This is a genomic window from Chryseobacterium sp. PvR013, from assembly GCF_017833095.1.
GTDB classification, from domain to species: Bacteria; Bacteroidota; Bacteroidia; order Flavobacteriales; family Weeksellaceae; genus Chryseobacterium; species Chryseobacterium culicis_A.
Genome location: NZ_JAFIBT010000001.1, coordinates 1879562 through 1900393, shown reverse-complemented (window position 1 = coordinate 1900393; position 20832 = coordinate 1879562). Strand labels below are relative to the sequence as shown.

Annotated in this window: 15 protein-coding genes; 12 read left to right on the top strand and 3 right to left on the bottom strand. The window is 37.0% G+C overall.

Translation table 11 applies throughout. From position 1 onward, the window contains the following. The first annotated feature begins 265 nt into the window (after nt 1-265). Nucleotides 266-970, top strand: coding sequence for a class I SAM-dependent methyltransferase (locus JOE44_RS08380; RefSeq protein WP_209785192.1), 705 nt, complete (start codon nt 266-268; stop codon nt 968-970). 205 nt (nt 971-1175) lie between these two features. On the opposite strand, the gene JOE44_RS08375 is transcribed toward JOE44_RS08380, so the two are convergent. Both JOE44_RS08375 and metG read right to left on the bottom strand, forming a co-directional pair. Beyond that, nucleotides 1176-1841 (bottom strand): hypothetical protein, encoded by a 666-nt coding sequence (locus JOE44_RS08375; protein ID WP_209785191.1) that lies wholly within the window; start codon nt 1839-1841, stop codon nt 1176-1178. Nucleotides 1842-1905: 64 nt separating this feature from the next. After that, nucleotides 1906-3942 carry a methionine--tRNA ligase gene (metG, locus tag JOE44_RS08370; RefSeq protein WP_209785190.1) on the bottom strand — a complete coding sequence of 679 codons (2037 nt, stop codon included), beginning with the start codon at nt 3940-3942 and terminating at the stop codon, nt 1906-1908. Between the two features lie 335 nt (nt 3943-4277). On the opposite strand from metG, the gene JOE44_RS08365 reads away from it, so the two are divergent. From JOE44_RS08365 to JOE44_RS08350, 4 genes are all read left to right on the top strand, one after another. After that, nucleotides 4278-7031: a SusC/RagA family TonB-linked outer membrane protein gene (locus JOE44_RS08365; RefSeq protein WP_209785189.1), complete on the top strand. Its 2754-nt coding sequence runs from the start codon at nt 4278-4280 to the stop codon at nt 7029-7031. Between the two features lie 11 nt (nt 7032-7042). Beyond that, nucleotides 7043-8644 (top strand): RagB/SusD family nutrient uptake outer membrane protein, encoded by a 1602-nt coding sequence (locus JOE44_RS08360; protein WP_209785188.1) that lies wholly within the window; start codon nt 7043-7045, stop codon nt 8642-8644. Nucleotides 8645-8662: 18 nt separating this feature from the next. Beyond that, nucleotides 8663-9781: a SusE domain-containing protein gene (locus JOE44_RS08355; protein WP_209785187.1), complete on the top strand. Its 1119-nt coding sequence runs from the start codon at nt 8663-8665 to the stop codon at nt 9779-9781. Nucleotides 9782-9855: 74 nt separating this feature from the next. Continuing rightward, nucleotides 9856-12012 carry a glycoside hydrolase family 97 protein gene (locus JOE44_RS08350; protein WP_105683597.1) on the top strand — a complete coding sequence of 719 codons (2157 nt, stop codon included), beginning with the start codon at nt 9856-9858 and terminating at the stop codon, nt 12010-12012. Nucleotides 12013-12070: 58 nt separating this feature from the next. On the opposite strand, the gene JOE44_RS08345 is transcribed toward JOE44_RS08350, so the two are convergent. Beyond that, the gene (locus JOE44_RS08345) at nt 12071-13066 is read right to left on the bottom strand and encodes a sterol desaturase family protein (protein WP_209789134.1); all 996 of its coding nucleotides are present in this window, start codon (nt 13064-13066) and stop codon (nt 12071-12073) included. 202 nt (nt 13067-13268) lie between these two features. On the opposite strand from JOE44_RS08345, the gene JOE44_RS08340 reads away from it, so the two are divergent. The 7 genes from JOE44_RS08340 to purM all read left to right on the top strand — a co-directional run bounded on the left by JOE44_RS08340 (nt 13269) and on the right by purM (nt 20827). Next, on the top strand, nt 13269-15128 hold the full coding sequence (locus tag JOE44_RS08340; RefSeq protein ID WP_209785186.1) for a glycoside hydrolase family 13 protein: 1860 nt from the start codon (nt 13269-13271) through the stop codon (nt 15126-15128). A gap of 9 nt (nt 15129-15137) precedes the next feature. Next, on the top strand, nt 15138-15656 hold the full coding sequence (locus tag JOE44_RS08335; protein ID WP_209785185.1) for a nuclear transport factor 2 family protein: 519 nt from the start codon (nt 15138-15140) through the stop codon (nt 15654-15656). After that, nucleotides 15656-17074, top strand: coding sequence for an MFS transporter (locus tag JOE44_RS08330; RefSeq protein WP_209785184.1), 1419 nt, complete (start codon nt 15656-15658; stop codon nt 17072-17074). The genes JOE44_RS08335 and JOE44_RS08330 overlap by 1 nt, the downstream gene beginning before the upstream one ends. Before the next feature lie 220 nt (nt 17075-17294). Continuing rightward, nucleotides 17295-17819: a hypothetical protein gene (locus JOE44_RS08325; protein WP_209785183.1), complete on the top strand. Its 525-nt coding sequence runs from the start codon at nt 17295-17297 to the stop codon at nt 17817-17819. A gap of 415 nt (nt 17820-18234) precedes the next feature. Further along, nucleotides 18235-18963 (top strand): pirin family protein, encoded by a 729-nt coding sequence (locus JOE44_RS08320; RefSeq protein ID WP_209785182.1) that lies wholly within the window; start codon nt 18235-18237, stop codon nt 18961-18963. Between the two features lie 37 nt (nt 18964-19000). Then, nucleotides 19001-19552 carry an NAD(P)H-dependent oxidoreductase gene (locus JOE44_RS08315; protein ID WP_209785181.1) on the top strand — a complete coding sequence of 184 codons (552 nt, stop codon included), beginning with the start codon at nt 19001-19003 and terminating at the stop codon, nt 19550-19552. Between the two features lie 282 nt (nt 19553-19834). Next, nucleotides 19835-20827: a phosphoribosylformylglycinamidine cyclo-ligase gene (gene purM, locus JOE44_RS08310; RefSeq protein WP_209785180.1), complete on the top strand. Its 993-nt coding sequence runs from the start codon at nt 19835-19837 to the stop codon at nt 20825-20827. Nucleotides 20828-20832: the final 5 nt, after the last annotated feature.

Genomic DNA, 20832 nt, shown 5'->3' with positions numbered 1-20832 from the left:
AACGCTGAGACTGCAAAGTTTTTTAATCCGACCTGAAAATAATTTCGTTCGCAAAGGCATTTCATTTAGCTAAGATATTACTGTTTCATTGCTGAGTGAAACGCCTTAGCGATCTTAAAGAATACGCGCATCCTTAAAAAATTGCGATCTATTGCGTTATAATAATAGCACCCAACCGCTATTATGAAAAACAACAAGAACCGGTAACTCGAAAACCTGAATCACAAACTTTGAACTTTAGTTTCTGAAGCTGTATCTTTGCACTATGAAAGATTTAATGGGCAGAGCGATCTGGGATTATTATCACAATGAAAATCCGGAGGATCTGCAGACTGAAACGTCAATTTCTGAGCTGGATGAACTTCCGGTGGATTATTTATTCAGAGAGTTTGACGAAATGAATGATATTGAACAGAAAGCACTGGAGTTATCCGAAGGAAAAGTTCTGGATATCGGAGCAGGAGCCGGTTCTCATTCTTTATTCCTTCAAAACGAAAGAAACCTTGATGTGACTGCATTGGATATTTCACCAAAATCTGTTGAGGTTTGTAAACTGAGAGGAATTAAAAAGGTCGTTTGTGAAAATATGCTTGATTTTTCCGGAGAAAATTTTGATACCATTTTATTGTTGATGAACGGTACCGGAGTTTTTGAAAGCCTGGCGAAAATTGATACTTATCTTCAGAAACTGTACACCTTGTTAGATGATAAAGGGCAAGTCCTGATCGACAGTACGGATATCCTTTATATGTTCGACCGTGATAAGGATGGCGGAGTGTATATTCCAGCAGGAGGCTACTACGGAGAACTGGAGTATGTGGTTCATTATAAAGGAGAGTCTGAAGAACCGATTACCTGGCTGTATCTTGACTTCAATACATTGAAAAATGCGGCTCAAAATAACGGCTTCAAAATAGAAAGAGTTTTGAAAGATGAAGATTCTTATTTGGCAAAACTGACTAAGAAATAATTTACAAGAAGCCATTGCAAGCTGAAAGCGAAGCAATCTCAAAATAATAGAGTCATTCTGTAAACCGGGATGACTTTTTTTGTGCTTCTTTCCTAGCCCCGATAGAAACGGTTACCCCACAGCAAGGATTGGAAATCTTTGGTTAAGCTCAGGGTGGCAGCGCGGGCGCGAGGAGTAAAAGTGGATAGCGGGAATCAGCTTCTGATTATGATCTGAATAAGCGAATAACCGTTGATAACGGAAAATAAGAAAACCATTCCTGAAAATTGAAATACATCAGAACAGCAGTTGCAGCACATAAAATTACGGGAAAGACATAAGATTCTGCACGATAAGGAAGTTTTTTGGGAGTGGCTAAAACGCTTATGAGAAGTAAACCTAGAGCTCCCACTGAAAGAACTCCTATTTCCGGACTGTATCTGGATGTTATTCCGAAATCAAAATGGGAAATCAGAACGTATTTTTGAAATACAAAAAAAAGAAAACCAAATACCAGCGTAAAAAAGGCGGCAAGGTATTTTTTGAGTTTGATTAAATTCAGAGATAATAAAATCGCTCCGGGAATCGGACTAAACAAAATACTGCTCACGAGAATAGTTGATCTTGAATAAAGCTTAATGGCATCAGGATCTTCTGTAATATGATCTCTCCAGACTTCTGCCTCTTCTGTACGTTTCGCTTCTTCTGCGTCTTTTTTACGCTGAATCAATTGCAGAACGGCTGTTTTTTCCTGTTCACTGAAAACGCGCCCTCTTTCTTCCAGAATTTCAAAAGCCATCTGAACGGCTTCCGGAACAAAGCGGTTGCCTTCTTTTAAATATCCTTCTAATTCCTGACTGGAAAGCTTTCTTAAAACATTTTTACTGACCATAAACTGTATATAAAAGAAAGGCTGCTTCTAATGAAACAGCCTTTGATCTTTATTGTGAAGTAAATTATCCGATCTCAATACCGTTTTCAACATTGCTGTCGTCCGGTGTTACGAAAGATAATTTTCCGTCTGGTTTTGTTGTTAATAATAACATTCCCTGAGATTCAATTCCTCTGATCTTTCTTGGAGCAAGGTTCAGAAGAATCATTACCTGCTTCCCGATTACTTCTTCCGGAGTGAAGCTTTCTGCAATACCAGAAACAACAGTTCTTACATCTACTCCTGTATCTACAGTAAGTTTTAATAATTTATCTGCTTTTTCTACTTTTTCAGCTTCTGTAATGGTTGCTGTTCTAAGATCTATTTTAGTAAAGTCATCAAATGTGATTTCTTCTTTCATAGGGTTTGCGTTAGAGTTTGTTTTTTTATTGTTTTGTTTGGTGTCTTCCAGTTTCTGGATCTGAGCTTCAATAACATCATCTTCAATTTTTGAGAAAAGGAGAGAGGATTCGTTGATTTTATGACCAGTTTCAATTAATACGGATTGATTTTCAATCGTATTCCAGTCTTTCTTTTCAACATTGAACATGTTCAATAGCTTTTCAGAACTGAAAGGCATGAAAGGTTCAGATAGCTGAGCTAATGCAACTGCTATTTGTGCCCCCACGAATAAAGATTGAGCCGCTTTTTCCGGGTTATCTTTAATGGTTTTCCAAGGTTCTTCTGTTTGAAGATACTGGTTTCCAAAACGAGCAAGATTCATTAATGCCGTTAATGAATTTCTGAACTCATAATTTTCAAGGAATCCTGAAATCTCTTTTGCAGACTTACTTATTTCCTGCAATTCAGGGCTGTTGATATCACCTTGTGGAATAACACCATCATAATATTTGTGAATAAGAACGGCAACTCTGTTGATGAAGTTTCCGAAGATTCCTACCAATTCAGAATTATTCTTAGTCTGGAAATCCTTCCATGTAAAGTTATTATCCTTTGTTTCCGGAGCTGATGAAAGAAGAGCATATCTTAAAACATCCTGTTGTCCCGGGAAGTCTTCCACATACTCATGAGCCCATACTGCCCAGTTTCTTGACGTTGAGATTTTATCGTTCTCAAGGTTCAGGAATTCAAAAGCAGGAACATTTTTAGGCATGATATAATCTCCGTGAGCTTTCATCATTGAAGGGAAAATAATACAGTGGAATACAATATTATCTTTTCCGATAAAATGTACCAGGTCACTGTTTTCACTCTGCCAGTAATCTTTCCAGTCTTTTCCGTTTTTCTCTGCCCATTCTTTAGTGAAAGAAATATAACCGATGGGAGCATCAAACCATACGTACAATACTTTTCCTTCAGCATTCGGAAGTGGAACCGGAACACCCCAGTTAAGGTCTCTGGTCATGGCACGAGGTTTAAGGCCGTCATTCAACCATGATTTAACCTGTCCGTATACGTTAGGTTTCCAGTCGTCTTTATGACCTTCAATGATCCATTCATTGAGGAAATCTTCGTATTCGTTTAATGGAAGATACCAGTTTTTTGTTTCTTTAAGGATAGGAACATTTCCGCTAAGCATTGATTTCGGATTGATCAGCTCAGAAGGAGAAAGGGTAGAACCACATTTCTCACACTGATCCCCGTAAGCATTTTCGTTACCACAATTAGGACAAGTTCCTACAATATAACGGTCAGCAAGGAATTCTCCTGCCTGCTCATCAAAATACTGCTCAGAAATTTCTTCCGTGAATTTTCCTTTCTCGTATAAAACCTTGAAGAAATCCTGACTGGTTTCATAATGGTTTTTAGACGTTGTTCTTGAATATTCATCAAATGAAATTCCAAGGTCAGAAAAAGATTTTTTAATGATCTCGTGATATTTGTCAACGATATCCTGAGGAGTAACTCCTTCTTTTTTGGCTCTTATGGTAATAGGAATTCCGTGCTCATCTGAACCACAGATAAACGCTACATCTTTTCCTAATCTTCTCTGAAATCTTGCGTAAACATCCGCAGGAATATAAACACCTGCCAAATGTCCTATATGAACCGGACCGTTTGCATAAGGCAAAGCTGCCGTAATCATCTTTCTGTTTGACATTTATAGTAAAGTTTTGACTGCAAAGATAAGGAATATCTGTTGAATACCGCTATTGAAGGTATTATTATGCCGAAGAAAGCAATTTTCAAAGGCTGAATATGAAATTAAGTTAAACGGTTGTTTAACCTTTTCTTAATTTAAAACAAATATTATGTAATGCATAGGACGTTCTAAATTATTGGATTTTAAAAAACTAACTAAAATCGGTTTCGTAATATACATAATTTTAACTAAAATTATATTAAATTTATAATAATTCTAATTTTTTTTTAAATTGCGAGTCTGGCTTTAGGCTAAAATAAGACTGAAAACGAAACTATAAAAAAAATAAGATTGTGAAGAATTTTGCAACAGTATTAAAAATCGCACCTGCTTTTTTACTGGCAAGTACAGTAATGCATGCGCAGAAAACGGATTCTCTTCCTCAGGAGAAGAAAATTGAAGAAGTGGTTTTGATCGGATATGGAAAACAGAAAAAATCTGACCTTACCGGTTCTATAACTTCCGTCACTGCTAAAGACTTCAACGGGGGAGCTACTTCCGCCGGGCAGCTGATCCAGGGGAAAACTCCAGGGGTACAGATTACCAATAACAGTGGAGCGCCAGGTTCCGGAACAAAAATCAGAATCAGAGGGACTTCTTCTTTAAGTGGAGAAAACTCTCCGTTGATCGTCATTGATGGTGTTCCTCAGGATTTCGTAGGAATGAATGGTGTTTCGGATCCTCTATCTTTAATTAACCCTAATGATATTGAAACATTTGATATCCTGAAAGATGCTTCTGCAACTGCCATCTATGGTAACAGGGCTTCGAATGGGGTTATTCTCATTACCACTAAGAAAGGAACAGCAGGGAAGTTCAAAGTAAATTTCTCAACAGTGACTTCCGTTTCTACTAAAATGGGTAAAGTAGATGTATTAAATGCTCAGAAGTTCAGAGATTTTGTTAATACTTATGCACCTGCAGGGTACAAAACAAAACTTGGAAATGCCAATACCGACTGGCAGGATCAAATTTACCAGGCAGCATGGGGTACAGATAATAACGTAGCCCTTTCAGGAGGTATTAAAGGTTTGCCATACCGTTTATCATTAGGGTATAATGAGCAGAACGGTATCGTAAAATCAAATTCTTTCCGCAGAACATCCGTAGGATTGAACTTAAATCCTAAGTTCTTTGATAACCATCTATCAGTAAACGTAAACGCAAAAGGAACATTTACCGATAACAGATTTGTAGACGGAGGAGTAATTAAGTCCGCTACTTATTTTGATCCTACTCAACCGGTATATTCAGGAAACTCTAATTATGGCGGTTATTATGAATGGCTGGATTCCGGATCTGCAACAGGATATAATGTAAACGCCAACTCCAACCCGCTTGGACTGATCAATGGGATTAGAGATGTGTCTTCTGTACTCAGAGGATTGGGTAATATTCAGTTAGATTATAAGTTTCACTTTCTTCCGGACCTGCATTTCAATGTGAACGCCGGATATGATTATACCAAAAGTGACGGACATAAATTTAAAGATGCCCGCCTGAGACCAGGTTTCGAAGATAAAGGAAGCTCAAATTTCTATTCTATGGAAAAGAAAAATAAGCTTTTGGAAACCTATTTTAATTATGTGAAAAACATCAGTGCCATCAAAACAGGGGTGGATATTACCGCGGGTTATGCTTATCAGGATTTCAATATTTTACTTCCCGGAGCTATAACGTATAGAGGAACAGGGATCAATTCACAAGACTTGAACTTTGAAACTCAAAATACATTGATTTCATTCTATGGAAGAGCCATTTTTACCATAGATAATAAATATGTTATTTCAGGATCAGTTCGTAAAGATGGTTCTTCAAGATTCTTTAACGGAACCAGAGATAATGTATGGGGTGTTTTCCCGGGAGTTTCCCTGGCATGGAAGCTTAATGAAGAAAACTTCATCAAAAATATATCATCTATCAGTACATTAAAGCTGAGAGCAGGATGGGGTAAAACAGGTCAGCAGGAATTACCTGCACTTAATGGTAACAAGCCGAACAATTACCCGGCCTTTGCAGCGTACAATCCAAGTTATCAGGGAGCAGGATATCAGTTTGGAAATGAATTCTATTTCATGTTCAGACCTGCTAACTATAACCCGAATCTTACCTGGGAAACAACTACTACCAAGAACTTAGGATTAGATTTTGGTTTTAATAAAAACAGAATTACAGGATCAATAGATGTCTTCAGAAAAGATACCAAAGATCTTTTGGTATATGCTGACGAACCTGCGGGAGGCTTAAGCAATGCAAGCTGGCAGAATGTTGGTGATATGAAAAATGAAGGGATTGAAGGAAGTATTACCGTAATCCCGGTTAAAAACCAAAATACAACCTGGGAAGTAAGCTTTAATGCTACTCACTATAAACCGGTGGTCACTAAGCTTAAAGACAGAGCTGATGAATCATTTAATATGGAAGTAGGAGGTATTGAAGGAGGTTCAGGGAACAGAATTCAGGCTCATGCTGTAGGATATGCACCCAATTCATTCTGGGTATACCAGCAGGTATATGATAACAATGGAAAACCTGTTGATGGAGCCTTTGTAGACAGAAACGGAGATGGAGCAATCAATACGAAAGATATGTATTATTACAAATCTACTACACCTGATGCCATTTTAGGTTTCTCTACCAAAGTATCTCATAAGAACTGGGATTTTGCATTAAGCGCAAGAGCTGTATTAGGAAATTATGTCTATAATAATGCTGCTTCAAATAGTTCACTCCAATCAGCATCTACCAACGAATATCTTCAAAACGTATTCTCTACAGCACCTCAGTATCAGTTTGCTGTTCCTCAGTACAAGTCTGATATTTATGTTGAGAATGCTTCATTCCTGAGGCTGGATAATATCAATGTAGGATACAATTTCGGGGAAATTTTCTCGAAAGGAAGCAATCTGAAAATATATGCGATGGCTCAGAATGTTTTTGTGATCACTAAATACTCAGGCGTAGATCCTGAAGTTTTTGGCGGAATAGATAACGGTTACTATCAAATGCCTAAAATTTACTCTTTAGGTCTTAACTTCCAATTTTAAATAAGAATTCAATGAAACTAAATAGAATTAAACTTAAAAATATAGTATTGCCTCTTTCGGCAGTATTTTTATTGACGGCAGCTTCTTGTGTGAAAGATCTTGAAAGAGAACCTATCACAGATGTTACTTCAGCCAGTATTTATAAAGATTTTGCCAATTATAAAAATGTTCTGGCAAAACTTTACGGAGGACTTGCTATGGGAGGTCAGGTAAGTGGAGATGGTGATCAGCCGGATAGTGATATTAACGGAATTAATGGTGGTTTTTCCCAATATACCAGATTAATGTACACCCTGAACGTTGTTACAACCGATGAAGCTGTGATTGGATGGAATGACGGAAACCTTCATACCCTTCATAAAATGACCTGGGATGCTTCCAACGAATTTATTGCGGCGATGTACTATAGAGTATATACAGAAATTGCATTTTGTAATGAATTTCTAAGAAACGTAACAGATGAAAAATTGGCTTCCAATAATATTACAGGAGATAATCTTGCTCAGGCAAAATTAATGAGAGCGGAAGCCCGTTTCCTGAGAGCGCAGTCGTATTTCCATGCCATAGATATGTTCGGGAATGTTCCTTTTGTAGATGAATCCTATTTACCGGGTTCTATCAATCCGCCACAAAGAATAGAGAGAAAAGCATTATTTAATTATATTGAATCTGAATTACTTGCTATCGCAGGAGAATTAAAAGATCCTAAAACCAATGAATATGGAAGAGCTGACAAAGCAGCCGTATGGTCATTATTGGCAAAACTATACTTAAATGCTGAAGTCTATACAGGAACTCAAAGAAATACAGACTGTATCACCTATTGTAACAAAGTAATTGCAGCTGGATATTCTTTAAAACCAAAATATGACGATTTATTCCTTGCGGATAATAATATCAACAATCCTGAACAGATTTTAAGTGTCAATTTTGACGGAATCAATACACAGACCAATGGAGGAACTACTTATCTGGTACATGCTGCAATAGGCGGAGATATGAAAGCTGCTGATTTTGGAGTGAATGGTGGATGGAGTGGTTTAAGAACTACAAAAGCATTTGTAGGCCTGTTTCCAACGAATGGAAGTGATAAAAGAGGAAGATTCTTTACTTCAGGACAGAATTTGGAAATTAATGATTTAGGTTCATTTACAGATGGTTATGCTTTTATCAAATTTAAAAATGTTAAAAGTAACGGATCTGTTGGAGCTCATACCAACTGGGTTGAAGCTGATATCCCATTATACCGTTTAGCAGATATCTATCTGATGTATGCTGAAGCTGTATTGAGAGGAGGAGCTGGCGGAAACCAGGCTACAGCAATCGGTTATATTAACCAGTTGAGAGAACGTGCCTATGGAAATACAAGTGGAGATGTATCTTCTATCAATCTCAACTTTATTTTAGATGAGAGAGGAAGAGAGTTATCTTGGGAAATGACCAGAAGAAGTGATCTTATCCGTTTCAACAAGTATACAACGGGAGATTATCTATGGCCATGGAAAGGAAATGTAAAAGATGGTAAAGCAGTGGAAAGTTATAGAAACCTTTTCCCGATCCCTGCTAAAGACATCGTAGCAAATCCTAATCTGATTCAGAATCCTGGATATTAATTTAAAATCCTGTTAAAAATGAAAAATCTATTCAAAATATTAGCCCTGGTTTTTACCGGACTTTTAGTTTTTTCCTGTGAAAAAGACGAGGATCAGGCCATTATTAATGAAACATCTGCAGGTAAAATAGCTGCCGATAAAAGTGCAATTGTCCTGAATGAGCTTAATGCCAATACTGCAGTAATCAGTTTTACATGGACAAAGCCAACCTTTAATATTGCCGTAGTTCCCAATCAGAAAGTAGAATTCGGAATCAAGGGGAACAGTTTCAAGAAAAGTGCTGCTGTGGACTTTTCCAATGATATGACTTCAGGCTCTGTTACTCATGCAGCAATGAATGCCGCTATGTTTGCTATTGGAGCTACACCGGATGTTGTAAATGATATCGAGGTAAGATTAAAGACTTCTGTAGGATCAGCAGTTTTTTATTCCAATGTCATTGCACTTAAAGTAACTCCTTATACTCCAAATCCGGATTTGGTATATCCTAAAATTAATGTTCCGGGTAGTTATGCCGGAGCAGCAGGGTATGCAAACTGGACTCCTGCTAATTCACCGAACTTGTTTTCTCCAGGAAAAAATGATGAATACAGAGGGTTTATCTGGATCAATACTGTTTCTGGTGATGATGATGGTAAATATAAATTCTCTATCAACGAGGATTGGCCTGGAAATAAAGGAGACGATGGAACCAATACCGGAAAATTGAAGCTAGATGGAGCGAACGTAAAAGCACCTGCAGTAGGAGCTTATTACATTAAGGTAAATTGGGCCGCAAATACTTATTCTTCCGTGTTGGCAAACTTCGGAGTTATTGGTGATGCAACGCCTACGGGATGGGGATCAGATACAGATTTTGTATATAATCCTGCAACCAAAACTTTTGTGATCAATTCTATTGCATTATCAAGTACCGGAGTATTTAAATTCAGAGCCAATGATGATTGGGCAATGAAATTTCAGCCAAAAGATGCAGATCAGACTCTGGTTTCCGGAACTGCTGTTCAATCTTATTTAAGTGCAGAGAACACGGTAACAGGAGATCCTGCCTATAAAGTTTCGCAGGCAGGAAATTATAAAATTGAACTGGATTTGCACAATTCAGCATATTATAAGTTAACCATTACAAAATTGTAAATCAAACTAGAATAAAGCAAAGTGCTGCTTTACCGCGGCACTTTATCTATTTTTTAAGTTAATAAATAGTCATTATGAAGAAAATTACAGTTGGAGCCCTTTTGCTCTCAATGATGTTTACAGGTGTGAAAGCCCAATCTTTAAAATCTCCGGACGGGAAGTTCGAAATGAATTTTCAGCTGAAGGAAGGAGTTCCTTACTATAACCTGAAGTACAACGGTGCAGTAGTAGTAGAAGATTCTAAATTGGGATTGAGATTATTTAAAGACACAGCCATAAAATTCGCTTCTGAGATTGCCAAACCAGAAGATGCAAAATACGATCTGAACAACGGTTTTGCGAAGACAGATGAAAAAAGAGACTCCAAAAATGAAACCTGGCAACCGGTTTTAGGAGAAAAGAAAAATTATATCAACCATTACAATGAACTGGCAGTTACCCTGAATCAGGCTTCTACAGACAGAAGTATTGTAGTGAAATTCAGATTGTTTAATGATGGTTTAGGGTTCCGATATGAATTCCCGCAGCAAAAGAACCTTAATTATTTTGTGATCAGAGAAGAAGATTCTGAAATTGATTTCCCTACCGATATGAAGGCTTGGTGGATGGTAGCAGATTATGACTCTCAGGAATATCAGTATCAGGAAACTAAAGTTTCTGAAATTCCGGCAAAATGGGATAAAGCTTTTGATGCCAATGCTTCCCAGTCTTTGGTGAAAAATGCAGTTCAGTCTCCTTTAATGCTTAAAAAAGAAGGAAAAGAACCTTTGTATATCAATGTTGCAGAAGCTGCAGTGCTGGATTATCCGGCTTCACACCTGGAAGTAGATGCACAGAATTTTAAATTCAAAACGCATTTAACTGCCGACAGACAAGGAGCGAAAGGATATATTCAGACTCCGTCAGTAACCCCATGGAGAACCATTATTGTAGCTCCGAAAGCAGAGCAGGTAATGGATTCTAAAATGATCTTTAACCTTAACGAGCCTACAAAATATACGGATACCTCTTACATTCATCCTACAAAATACATGGGAGTTTGGTGGGAAATGATTATCGGAAAATCACAATGGGCTTATTCTACTGCTGAAAACGTTCATTTAGGGAAGACTGATTTTGCGAAATTGACTCCCAACGGAAAACATGCAGCCAACAATACAAAAGTTAAAGAATATATTGACTTTGCTGCAGAAAACGGGTTCCAGGGCTTATTGATTGAAGGTTGGAATGTAGGTTGGGAAGACTGGTTCGGACACTCAAAAGAATTTGTTTTCGATTTTATTACTCCTTACCCGGATTTTGATATCAAAATGTTGAATGAATATGCGCATTCAAAAGGAATTAAACTGATCATGCACCATGAAACTTCAGGTTCTGCAACGAACTACGAAAGATGGGCAGACAAAGCATTCCAAACGATGAACAAATATGGATATGATGCTGTGAAAACCGGATATGTAGGAGATATTATTCCTAGAGGAGAACATCACTATTCTCAATGGACTATCAACCACTACTATAGAATTGCAGAAAAAGCAAATGACTATAAAATTATGGTTAATTCTCATGAATCTGTACGTCCTACAGGAGAAAGCCGTACTTATCCGAACTATATCTCTGCAGAGGCAGCCCGTGGTACAGAGTATGAAGCATTCGGAGGAAATAAGCCTGATCACCAGACGGTTCTTCCGTTTACAAGATGGATGGGAGGTTCTATGGATTATACACCGGGAATTTTCCAGACGAAGCTAGACTACTATTTCCCTGGAGATAACCGTTTTGTAAAAACTACGCTGGTAAAACAGCTGGCTCTGTATGTAACAATGTACATGCCGCTTCAGATGGCTGCAGATCTTCCTGAAAACTACAAAAAGCATATGGACGCATTCCAGTTTATCAAGGATGTGGCAGCAGATTGGGATGATACCAAAATTTTATCAGCAGAACCTGGTGATTATGTAGTTACAGCGAGAAAAGCAAAGGGTACTGAAAACTGGTTTGTAGGAGGTATTACCGATGAAAACAAACGTGAATACACAGTAGATTTCTCTTTCTTAGACAAAGGAAAAAAATATGAGGCAACCATCTATGAAGATGGAAAGGATGCTGATTATATTGATAATCCTCAAAGCTATAACATCTATAAAAAAGAGATTACAAGCAAGTCAAAAATTAATTTTAAAATGGTAAGAAGCGGTGGTTTCGCAGTTTCAATTAAACCAGTAAAATAATTTTAAAGATACACTAAGGTGCCCTGGTTCATTAATTTCTAATGTTCCGGGGTATTTTTTATTTATCCTCTGTCTGTTGAATGAGTTGGGAATATTGATTTTCAGATTCTGAAATCTGTTCTTTTACTTTCAGAGGTGTTCTGCTTTTTATTTTCTCTTTATATTCTTTCTGATACTGTTTCACAGTTTTTCCAGTGCCGTCATGCCTCCATCCCGGTGAATAAAAAAGATATTTTATCCGGTTTTTGAAGGAAATTCCCGGCTGTCTGATGTCTTTTCCTATTCTTCTCCACTCATAGAAAAGCATGGTAGCAGGATCTTTGGATTTTATTTTGGGATAAACTCCATATTTCACAGGAACTTCAGGATCTTCTTTTTCAAAAGTTCCGAAAATTTTATCCCAGATAATCAGTCCCATTCCCATATTGCGATCCAGATATTTGATGTTGCAGGCATGATGCACCCTGTGATGGGAAGGAGTAACCAGAATGTATTCTAAAAATCCCATACTTTTAATAGATTGGGTATGTACAAATGTGCCGTAGATCTGTATAGAAGAGTAGGCTACCAGAATATGCCATGGATGAAAACCCATGAAAGCTAATGGAGAGAAAAATAAATACCTGTATAATGGCTGAAATACAGGACTTCTGAATCCCGTACTGATATTGAAATAATCAGAATTATGATGGGTAATATGTACTGCCCAGAAAACACGGGAATGATGATCCACATAATGATGAACATAATAGGCGAAATCCTGGGCAAGGAATACCGCAATCCAATACCATATTCCCTCCTGCCAGTCGAAAAGACGATGCTGGTAAAAAAACATCATAACAAATAACGAAAAGCCTTTCATGATGATGTCTAACCCATAATTAAGCAAAGCAAAAAGAACGTTTGTTGCTACATCTTTAGTCTCATAAATTTTCTCTTTATTAAAGTGGCTGTAGGCCATTTCTAAGAAAATAATTGTAGCAAACACAGGAATTGTCCATGTGTAAACAACATCCGGTCCTTCCGTTTTAAATATATTGCTGAAATCCAACATTTTTTCTATAAAACTAAAGATAAAAAGCATGAAAAGTTAATTTTTCACATGAATTTTTTGTGAAAAAGTTAATTATTCTTTATAAAAATTAAAATAAGGATATTTAATCTTGAAATTTTGCATGAATGAAGATCAAAAAAGAGACTTTCTCTTGTATTTTTGAACGTATATATGAAAATTTAATGCTAAATTGAACACTAATATGAAGACAATATATGCAGCATTCGCCCTTTCGATAGCTTCCGTTGCTTTTTCCCAGAAAAATCTGGAAAGAGTAGAACCGGCTTTCTGGTGGAAAGGGATGAAAAACCCTGAGCTTCAGATTCTTGTTTACGGAAAAGAAGTGGGGAATAATGAGATTACGCTTTCAGATGGAATTCAGATCAAAGATATCCGGAAAGTGGATAATCCCAATTATGTTTTTATTACAGTCAATACCAACGAAATAAACGTTCCGAAGTTTACCATCAATATTAAAAAAGGTAAAAAGAATGTTGGCTCATATTTCTATGAACTGAAACAAAGAAATCCGGGATCTGCAAACCGCGGGTCTTTTACTTCAAAAGACTTCATGTATCTGATCATGCCGGATCGTTTTGCCAATGGGGATGAGAAGAATGATTCAAAACCGGAACTGACTGAAAAAGCAGATCGAAGCCTGCCCAATGGCAGACATGGTGGAGATCTCCGTGGAATCCTTAACAACCTTGATTATATTCAGAATCTGGGAGCTACCGCTGTCTGGCTTACTCCTGTGAATGAAGACAACGAAAAAGTGTATTCCTATCACGGCTATGCCCAGACCGATCTGTATAAAATAGATGGCCGTTACGGAACGAATGAAGACTATAAAACTCTATCTCAGGAGCTGAATAAACGAAATATGAAACTGGTGATGGATTATGTGACCAATCACTGGGGAGGCTCACACTGGATGATTAAAGATCTTCCTTCCAAAGACTGGATACACTGGTTTGATGAAGGAGAAAAAGGATTTAAACGTTCTAATTATAAAACAACAACGCAATTTGATACCAATGCTTCAGACATTGATAAAAAATATGCACTGGACGGATGGTTTGATACGACCATGCCTGATATCAATCAAAAAAATCCATTAGTCCTGAAGTATTTAATCCAAAATGCAATCTGGTGGATTGAATATGCTGAACTGGGAGGATTTCGTGTAGATACTTATCCTTACAATGATAAAGAGGCCATGGCAAAATGGGCTAAGGCGATCACCGATGAATATCCCAAATTCAATATTGTAGGAGAAACCTGGTTGTATACAGCTGCACAAATTGCAGCTTGGCAGAAAAATTCTAAAATAGGAGAGATAGAAGGATACAATTCAAATTTACCCTCGGTAATGGATTTTATGCTCTTTGAAAATATGCCCAAAGCTCTTAAAGAAAAAGAAGGCTGGGATAAAGGAATGATCCGCATTTACGATTCTTTTACCAGCGATTTCCTTTATCCGGATATCAATAATATTTTGGTTTTCTTTGAAAATCATGATACCGAAAGATGGAATGAAATCTTCAATGCAAGTCCCGATGCTTATAAAATAGGACTTGCTATGATCTCCACAGTAAGAGGAATTCCACAGATCTATTACGGATCAGAAATAGGAATGAGAGGAGATAAGAAGAAGGGAGGTGATGCAGATATCCGAAGAGATTTTCCGGGAGGCTGGAAGTCTGATAAACAAAATGCTTTCAATTCATCCTCTCAAACCCCGGAGCAAAAAGAATTTTTCCATTTTACTCAGAAACTTCTGAACTGGAGAAAGGGTAAAGAGGTGATTCATACCGGGAAAACTAAAAATTTCGTTCCTCAGGACGGGGTTTTTGTGTATTTCAGATATAATGAAAAAGAAAGTGTAATGGTAGTGATCAACAATAATGAAAAAGATCAGCCGTTAGATCTGAAACGTTTTGCAGAATCACTTAATGGATTTACAAAAGGAAAAGACATTATTTCAGGAAAAGACATTTTATTACAAAACAGCATGAATATTCCTGCGAAAACACCATTGATTATTGAACTAGAAAAATAATAATTACCTATGAAAAAACTAACGACTGCTTATACATTGATCCTTTTTTTACTGGGATTTTCTTCATTTACCGCACAGTCGAAGACCGGATTTGAAAAAGAAAAATCGGAAATAAGTACCATGCTTGATGCATTCAACGCAGCTGCTGCAAAAGCAGATTACAATGCTTATTTTAATCTATTTGCAGATGAATCTACCTTCATTGGAACAGATGCTACAGAAATCTGGGATAAAAAAGCATTTATGGTCTGGGCAAAACCTTATTTCGACAAAAAGAAAACCTGGAATTTTAAAGCCCTTAAAAGAAATATTTATTTCAGTAAAGATGGGAAACTGGCATGGTTTGATGAATTATTGGATACTCAAATGAAAATTTGTAGAGGTTCCGGAGTGGTAGAGAAAATTAACGGAAACTGGAAGGTTAAACAGTATGTTCTTTCTGTGACGGTTCCTAATGAGGTGGTAGATAAAGTGGTGACTGAAAAAGCCCCTATCGAAGATGCACTAATTCAAAAACTGAAGTCGTAATGGCAGAAATGGTAGGGCGATATGATTCGGGGCCATTTGGAAAAAGAAAAAAGCCAAACTTATCCATGCTCCAGATTATTAACATGAGTATGGGATTCCTTGGAATTCAAATGGCGTTCGGATTACAAAATGGAAATGCAAGCCGTATTCTGGGTAATTTAGGGGCAGATGTTCACGAATTGTCATGGTTCTGGCTCGTTGCTCCCGTTACAGGTTTGATTGTTCAGCCCATTATCGGGCATATGGGAGACAATACCTGGAGTCCGTTGGGAAGAAGGAAACCTTATTTCCTGATTGGAGCTGTTTTGTGTGCAATAGGATTGGTTTTACTTCCTAATGCAGCTTCCGTTACCCAGATGTTTGCCGCCAATGCGCTTTTGTTAGCTGTAATATTCCTCGCCATGATGGATGCATCGGTGAATATTGCTATGGAACCTTTCAGAGCGTTGGTAGGAGATATGCTCCCGAAACATCAGGGAACGATAGGATTCTCAGTACAGACCATTCTGATTGGAATTGGGGCAGTACTGGGTTCTTATCTGCCGGATTGGCTTACAAAAATGGGAATTTCCAATGAAGCACCGGCTGGATTTGTAGCGGATAACGTAATTTATTCTTTTTATATAGGTGCAGGACTGCTGATCATCTCAATTTTGTACACCATCATGACAACCAGAGAATATTCTCCACAGGAATTTGCTGATTTTGAAGATGGAAAAGAAGTTGAAAAGCAGGAATCCAAGTTTTCAGATATTTTCAAAGATTTTGCAGCGATTCCTGCACAAATGAAAAAGTTGGGAATTGTTCAGTTTTTCTCATGGTTTGCACTATTTACCATGTGGGTATTTACGACCAGTGCCCTGGCAACCCATCATTTTGGACTTTCCCCGGAAGATACCCATTCCAAGGCATTTAATGACGCGGGAGATCTTACCGGAAAACTTTTCGGAATGTATAACCTTTGGGCAATTCCGTTTGCTTTTCTGTTGACCCCTATTGCTAAACTGATTGGTAAAAAACAAACCCATGCTTTAGCCTTGTTGTGTGGAGGATTGGGACTTGTTTCAATGTATTTCATTAAGGATGTCAGCAATCTATGGATCTCAATGATCGGATTAGGTTTTGCCTGGGCAAGTATTCTGGCGATGCCTTATGCAATGCTTATTGAAGTAATTCCACAAAGAAAAATGGGAGTTTATATGGGAATATTCAATTTCTTTATTGTTATTCCGCAGATTATCAATGGTTTATTCGGAGGTCCTGTGGTGAGTGGTATTTTCGGAAAACAGGCGATGGATTATGTGGTCGTGGGAGGCGTTTGTATGCTGATAGGAGCTGTAGTAACCATGATTTTTGTTAAATCTGAAGATGAAACCCCTAAGGAAATTGAAGAAGAAATCAAGCAGGTGCATTTTTAAATTAGAAACTAGAAGTTAGAAGTTAGAAGTTAGAAGTTAGAAGTTAGAAGTTAGAAGTTAGAAGTTAGTTGCGCTGAAAACTTTAATTTAAATATAAAAAAATATAGCAAAATTCAATAGAAACGGGCTTTAGCCCGTTTTCTCTTTCAATATTTATTGATTGGCTTTAGCCAAAACCTATCTTTTTTTTGTAATTTTTTTAAAACTAAAATTGTTTATCATGAAGCTTAATTTTTTGACTAAGTTTTTTTCGTCTATAAAACAAAAGGATAAGGCTGAAAATGAAAATGTTGCTGGAATTAAAGATATCACTGAAAATTTAGAAGATAACGGCTTCACTCAGGAAGAGTTACTTGAATACGATAAGCACGTACATCTCTATTATACTTATATGATTAATTCACTGATTCTTTATACCTATAATGTAGACCAATTGGATGAAATGGCTCCCATTTTAATAGATCCACTGGCAGAACTGTATGAAGAGCTTGATTATGCATTCCTCCCTGTTTTATTTAATACCATTTTCAGAAATAAACTCATTGACGATTCTTTTAAGAAAGACCTGCTGAATTTTAAAAAGAAAGTGGATGATATCCCTGTGGAAATTTGGGACTGGGACTTTTTAGACCATCATGAAACTTGGAAAAATATAAGACTTGAAGCCGAAATGCTTCTAAATAAACTCAATATTGAAACAAGAACTTATAATACAGATTATACCACAATTCTTTTTAAAAAATAAGAACAACAAATTCAATAAGAGTGGGCTTTAGCCTGCTTTTCTATAGATGTCTTTCCATTGGCTTTAGCCATAACTTAAAATCTATCATTCATATTTATTCGGTTTTTTGATCTTCAGAATATAATAATCTCCCACAGATTTTCACAGATAGCACGGATCTTTGTATTAATTTATAATAGATTTAATCATGGAGTAAGAAATATCCCGTATAAAATTTTATCGCAGATAAAATCTTTGCGCCTTAAAAATATTATAGAATATGAAAATCGCGTCATTTTGCGTAATCTAACCTATAAATGACCTCTATTTTCCCAGGCTTTCTCAACCTTTTACTGTTCTAATTTCCTTTCTTAACCTACATCAACTTTTTAAACACCTACATCCCGTACATTTGTACTATAAATAATCACAGAAAATGAAAACAGTATATCATAAAGCAGATTCAAGAGGCCATGCCAACCACGGATGGTTAAATTCTTACCATACATTCAGTTTTGCCAACTATCAAAACAGAGACAGAACGAACTTTGGAGTTTTAAGAGTATTGAATGATGACACCGTTTCTCAGGGAATGGGCTTCGGAACACACCCACACAGGGATATGGAAATTATTTCAATTCCCTTGGAAGGAGACCTGGAACATAAAGATTCAATGGGAACTACAGCGGTGATCAGAAAAGGAGAAATTCAGGTGATGAGTGCAGGAACCGGTGTTATGCACAGCGAATACAATAAAAATAAAGATGAGGAGGTGAAATTCCTTCAGATCTGGGTTTTTCCAAAAGAACAGAATGTTGAACCACGATACGATCAGAAAAGCATCAAAGAAGGTGAAAAAATCAATGGATTTCAACAGATTTTATCTCCAAATAAAAATGATGACGGAGTTTGGATTCATCAGGATGCATGGTTTAATCTCGCCAACTTTAAAAAAGGAAGCGGTAAAAATTATATGCTGAACAAAAAAGGAAACGGAGTCTATGCATTTGTGTTGAAAGGAAGTGCAAAAATGGGAGACCGCGTTCTGAATGAAAGAGACGGATTAGGAATCTGGGATACTCAGAGTTTTAATATCGAAGCCGTGGAAGATACTGAAGTATTATTAATGGAAGTTCCAATGGAACTGCCGTCTTATCTTAAATAAAAAACTAAATTTGTAATCTTAAAAATAAACCTCACATATGAAAATTTTAGCAATAGCAGGAAGCAACTCAGACGTTTCAATGAACAAACAGTTGGTTGCCTATGCATCTACATTATTTGAAAATGCAGAAGTAGAAGTAGTGGATCTGAATCCTTTCGAAATGCCAATCTATAAACATGAAAGAGAATTAGCAGGTGGAGTTCCTCAGGAAGCTCATGATTTTGCAGCTAAAATTGATGGTGCGAATGTATTGTTGGTCGCTTTGGCAGAACACAATGGAACCTATTCTACAGCATTCAAAAATGTGTTCGACTGGGTATCAAGAATCAAAGACAGAACAGTTTGGAATGAAGTGCCCATGTTATTGATGTCTACATCTCCGGGAGGTAGAGGTGGAGCAGGAGTTTTAGATGCTGCATCAAAGCGTTTTCCTTTCCACGGAGGAAATGTGGTGGAAACTTTTTCACTTCCTTTCTTTAATGATAACTTTGATAAAACCACTCAACAGATTTCTAATGAAGAGAAAATCAATGAGTTGAAAGAAAAAATAAAGAAGATTGCGGCCATTGAAACCATCCTTGAAAAATAGAATTTGAATATTCATTTAAAATTACTATTTTTGCAAAAAGAAAAGAGATGAAAATTCAGACCTCCTATAAACAATGTTTTTCTCATAAAGGGAAAGTTGTGGGCTCTGAAATTCTGAGATAAAATAACGGCCGATAATCTGAAAAGATTGTCGGCTTTTTTGTTTTCTAAAATCGAGTATAAAAGTAATTGAAATATTAAAAGATAAGAAGACTCCAGAAGCCGTTACTAGATCATAAATAGTATGAAATCTGAAATCTGAAATCTAAAAATCTAAGCAGACATGAGCAACACTTACAAATCAGCAGGAGTAGACAAAGAAGAAGGATACAAAACGGTTGACAAGATCAAAAAAGCGGTCGGTGAAACCCACAATTCCAATGTATTGAATCATTTGGGAAGTTTTGGTGCTTTCTATGAAATCGGTGGATATAAAAATCCGGTTCTTGTATCAGGAACAGATGGAGTAGGAACAAAGCTGAAAGTAGCTTTAGATACCAAAAAATATGATTCTATCGGGGTAGATTGCTTCGCAATGTGTGCCAATGATATTCTTTGCCACGGAGCAAAACCTTTATTCTTCTTAGATTATCTGGCTTGTGGAAAACTTGATTCAGAAATCGCTGCAGAAATCGTTTTAGGAATGGTGGAAGCGTGTAAGGATAACAACTGTGCACTGATTGGTGGAGAAACTGCTGAAATGCCGGGAATGTACCAGCCTGGAGATTATGATGTTGCCGGATTCTGTGTAGGAATCGTAGAAAAAGACCAGATCATTGACGGTTCTACCATCAAAGCAGGTAACAAAATTATTGCATTGCCAAGCTCAGGATTCCACTCAAACGGATTCTCTTTAGTAAGAAAAGTATTCCCGAACTTTGAAGAAGAGTTTGAAGGAAAACCTTTATATGAAACACTTCTTGTTCCTACAAGATTATACTATAAAGATATTCATAAAGTATTGGAAGAAGTAAAAGTAAGCGGAATTGCTCACATTACAGGAGGTGGTCTTTATGAAAACGTTCCAAGAATTATTCCTGAAGGACTTTGTGCTTCTATTGACGAATCAAAAATCAGAATTCCTAGCGTAATGCTTGAGTTGGAAAAAAGAGGTGGAGTAGCCCGTGAGGAAATGTACGGAACATTCAATATGGGTGTAGGGATGGTAATCGTTGTAGATGCTGAACATGCTGAAAAAGTATTACACCTTTTAGATGATGCTTACGAAATCGGAGAAATCACAGAAGGAGCAGAAAAGATAGATTTGAAATTTTAAATGAC

Bases quoted from the DNA above. Each gene is read 5' to 3' on its own strand.
- JOE44_RS08330 (WP_209785184.1), top strand. From the start codon at position 15,656: ATGGCAGAAATGGTAGGGCGATATGATTCGGGGCCATTTGGAAAAAGA.
- JOE44_RS08360 (WP_209785188.1), top strand. From the start codon at position 7,043: ATGAAACTAAATAGAATTAAACTTAAAAATATAGTATTGCCTCTTTCG.
- purM (WP_209785180.1), top strand. From the start codon at position 19,835: ATGAGCAACACTTACAAATCAGCAGGAGTAGACAAAGAAGAAGGATAC.
- JOE44_RS08345 (WP_209789134.1), bottom strand. From the start codon at position 13,066: ATGTTGGATTTCAGCAATATATTTAAAACGGAAGGACCGGATGTTGTT.
- JOE44_RS08375 (WP_209785191.1), bottom strand. From the start codon at position 1,841: ATGGTCAGTAAAAATGTTTTAAGAAAGCTTTCCAGTCAGGAATTAGAA.
- JOE44_RS08350 (WP_105683597.1), top strand. From the start codon at position 9,856: ATGAAGAAAATTACAGTTGGAGCCCTTTTGCTCTCAATGATGTTTACA.
- JOE44_RS08340 (WP_209785186.1), top strand. From the start codon at position 13,269: ATGAAGACAATATATGCAGCATTCGCCCTTTCGATAGCTTCCGTTGCT.
- JOE44_RS08335 (WP_209785185.1), top strand. From the start codon at position 15,138: ATGAAAAAACTAACGACTGCTTATACATTGATCCTTTTTTTACTGGGA.
- JOE44_RS08355 (WP_209785187.1), top strand. From the start codon at position 8,663: ATGAAAAATCTATTCAAAATATTAGCCCTGGTTTTTACCGGACTTTTA.
- JOE44_RS08380 (WP_209785192.1), top strand. From the start codon at position 266: ATGAAAGATTTAATGGGCAGAGCGATCTGGGATTATTATCACAATGAA.
- JOE44_RS08325 (WP_209785183.1), top strand. From the start codon at position 17,295: ATGAAGCTTAATTTTTTGACTAAGTTTTTTTCGTCTATAAAACAAAAG.
- JOE44_RS08315 (WP_209785181.1), top strand. From the start codon at position 19,001: ATGAAAATTTTAGCAATAGCAGGAAGCAACTCAGACGTTTCAATGAAC.
- JOE44_RS08320 (WP_209785182.1), top strand. From the start codon at position 18,235: ATGAAAACAGTATATCATAAAGCAGATTCAAGAGGCCATGCCAACCAC.
- metG (WP_209785190.1), bottom strand. From the start codon at position 3,942: ATGTCAAACAGAAAGATGATTACGGCAGCTTTGCCTTATGCAAACGGT.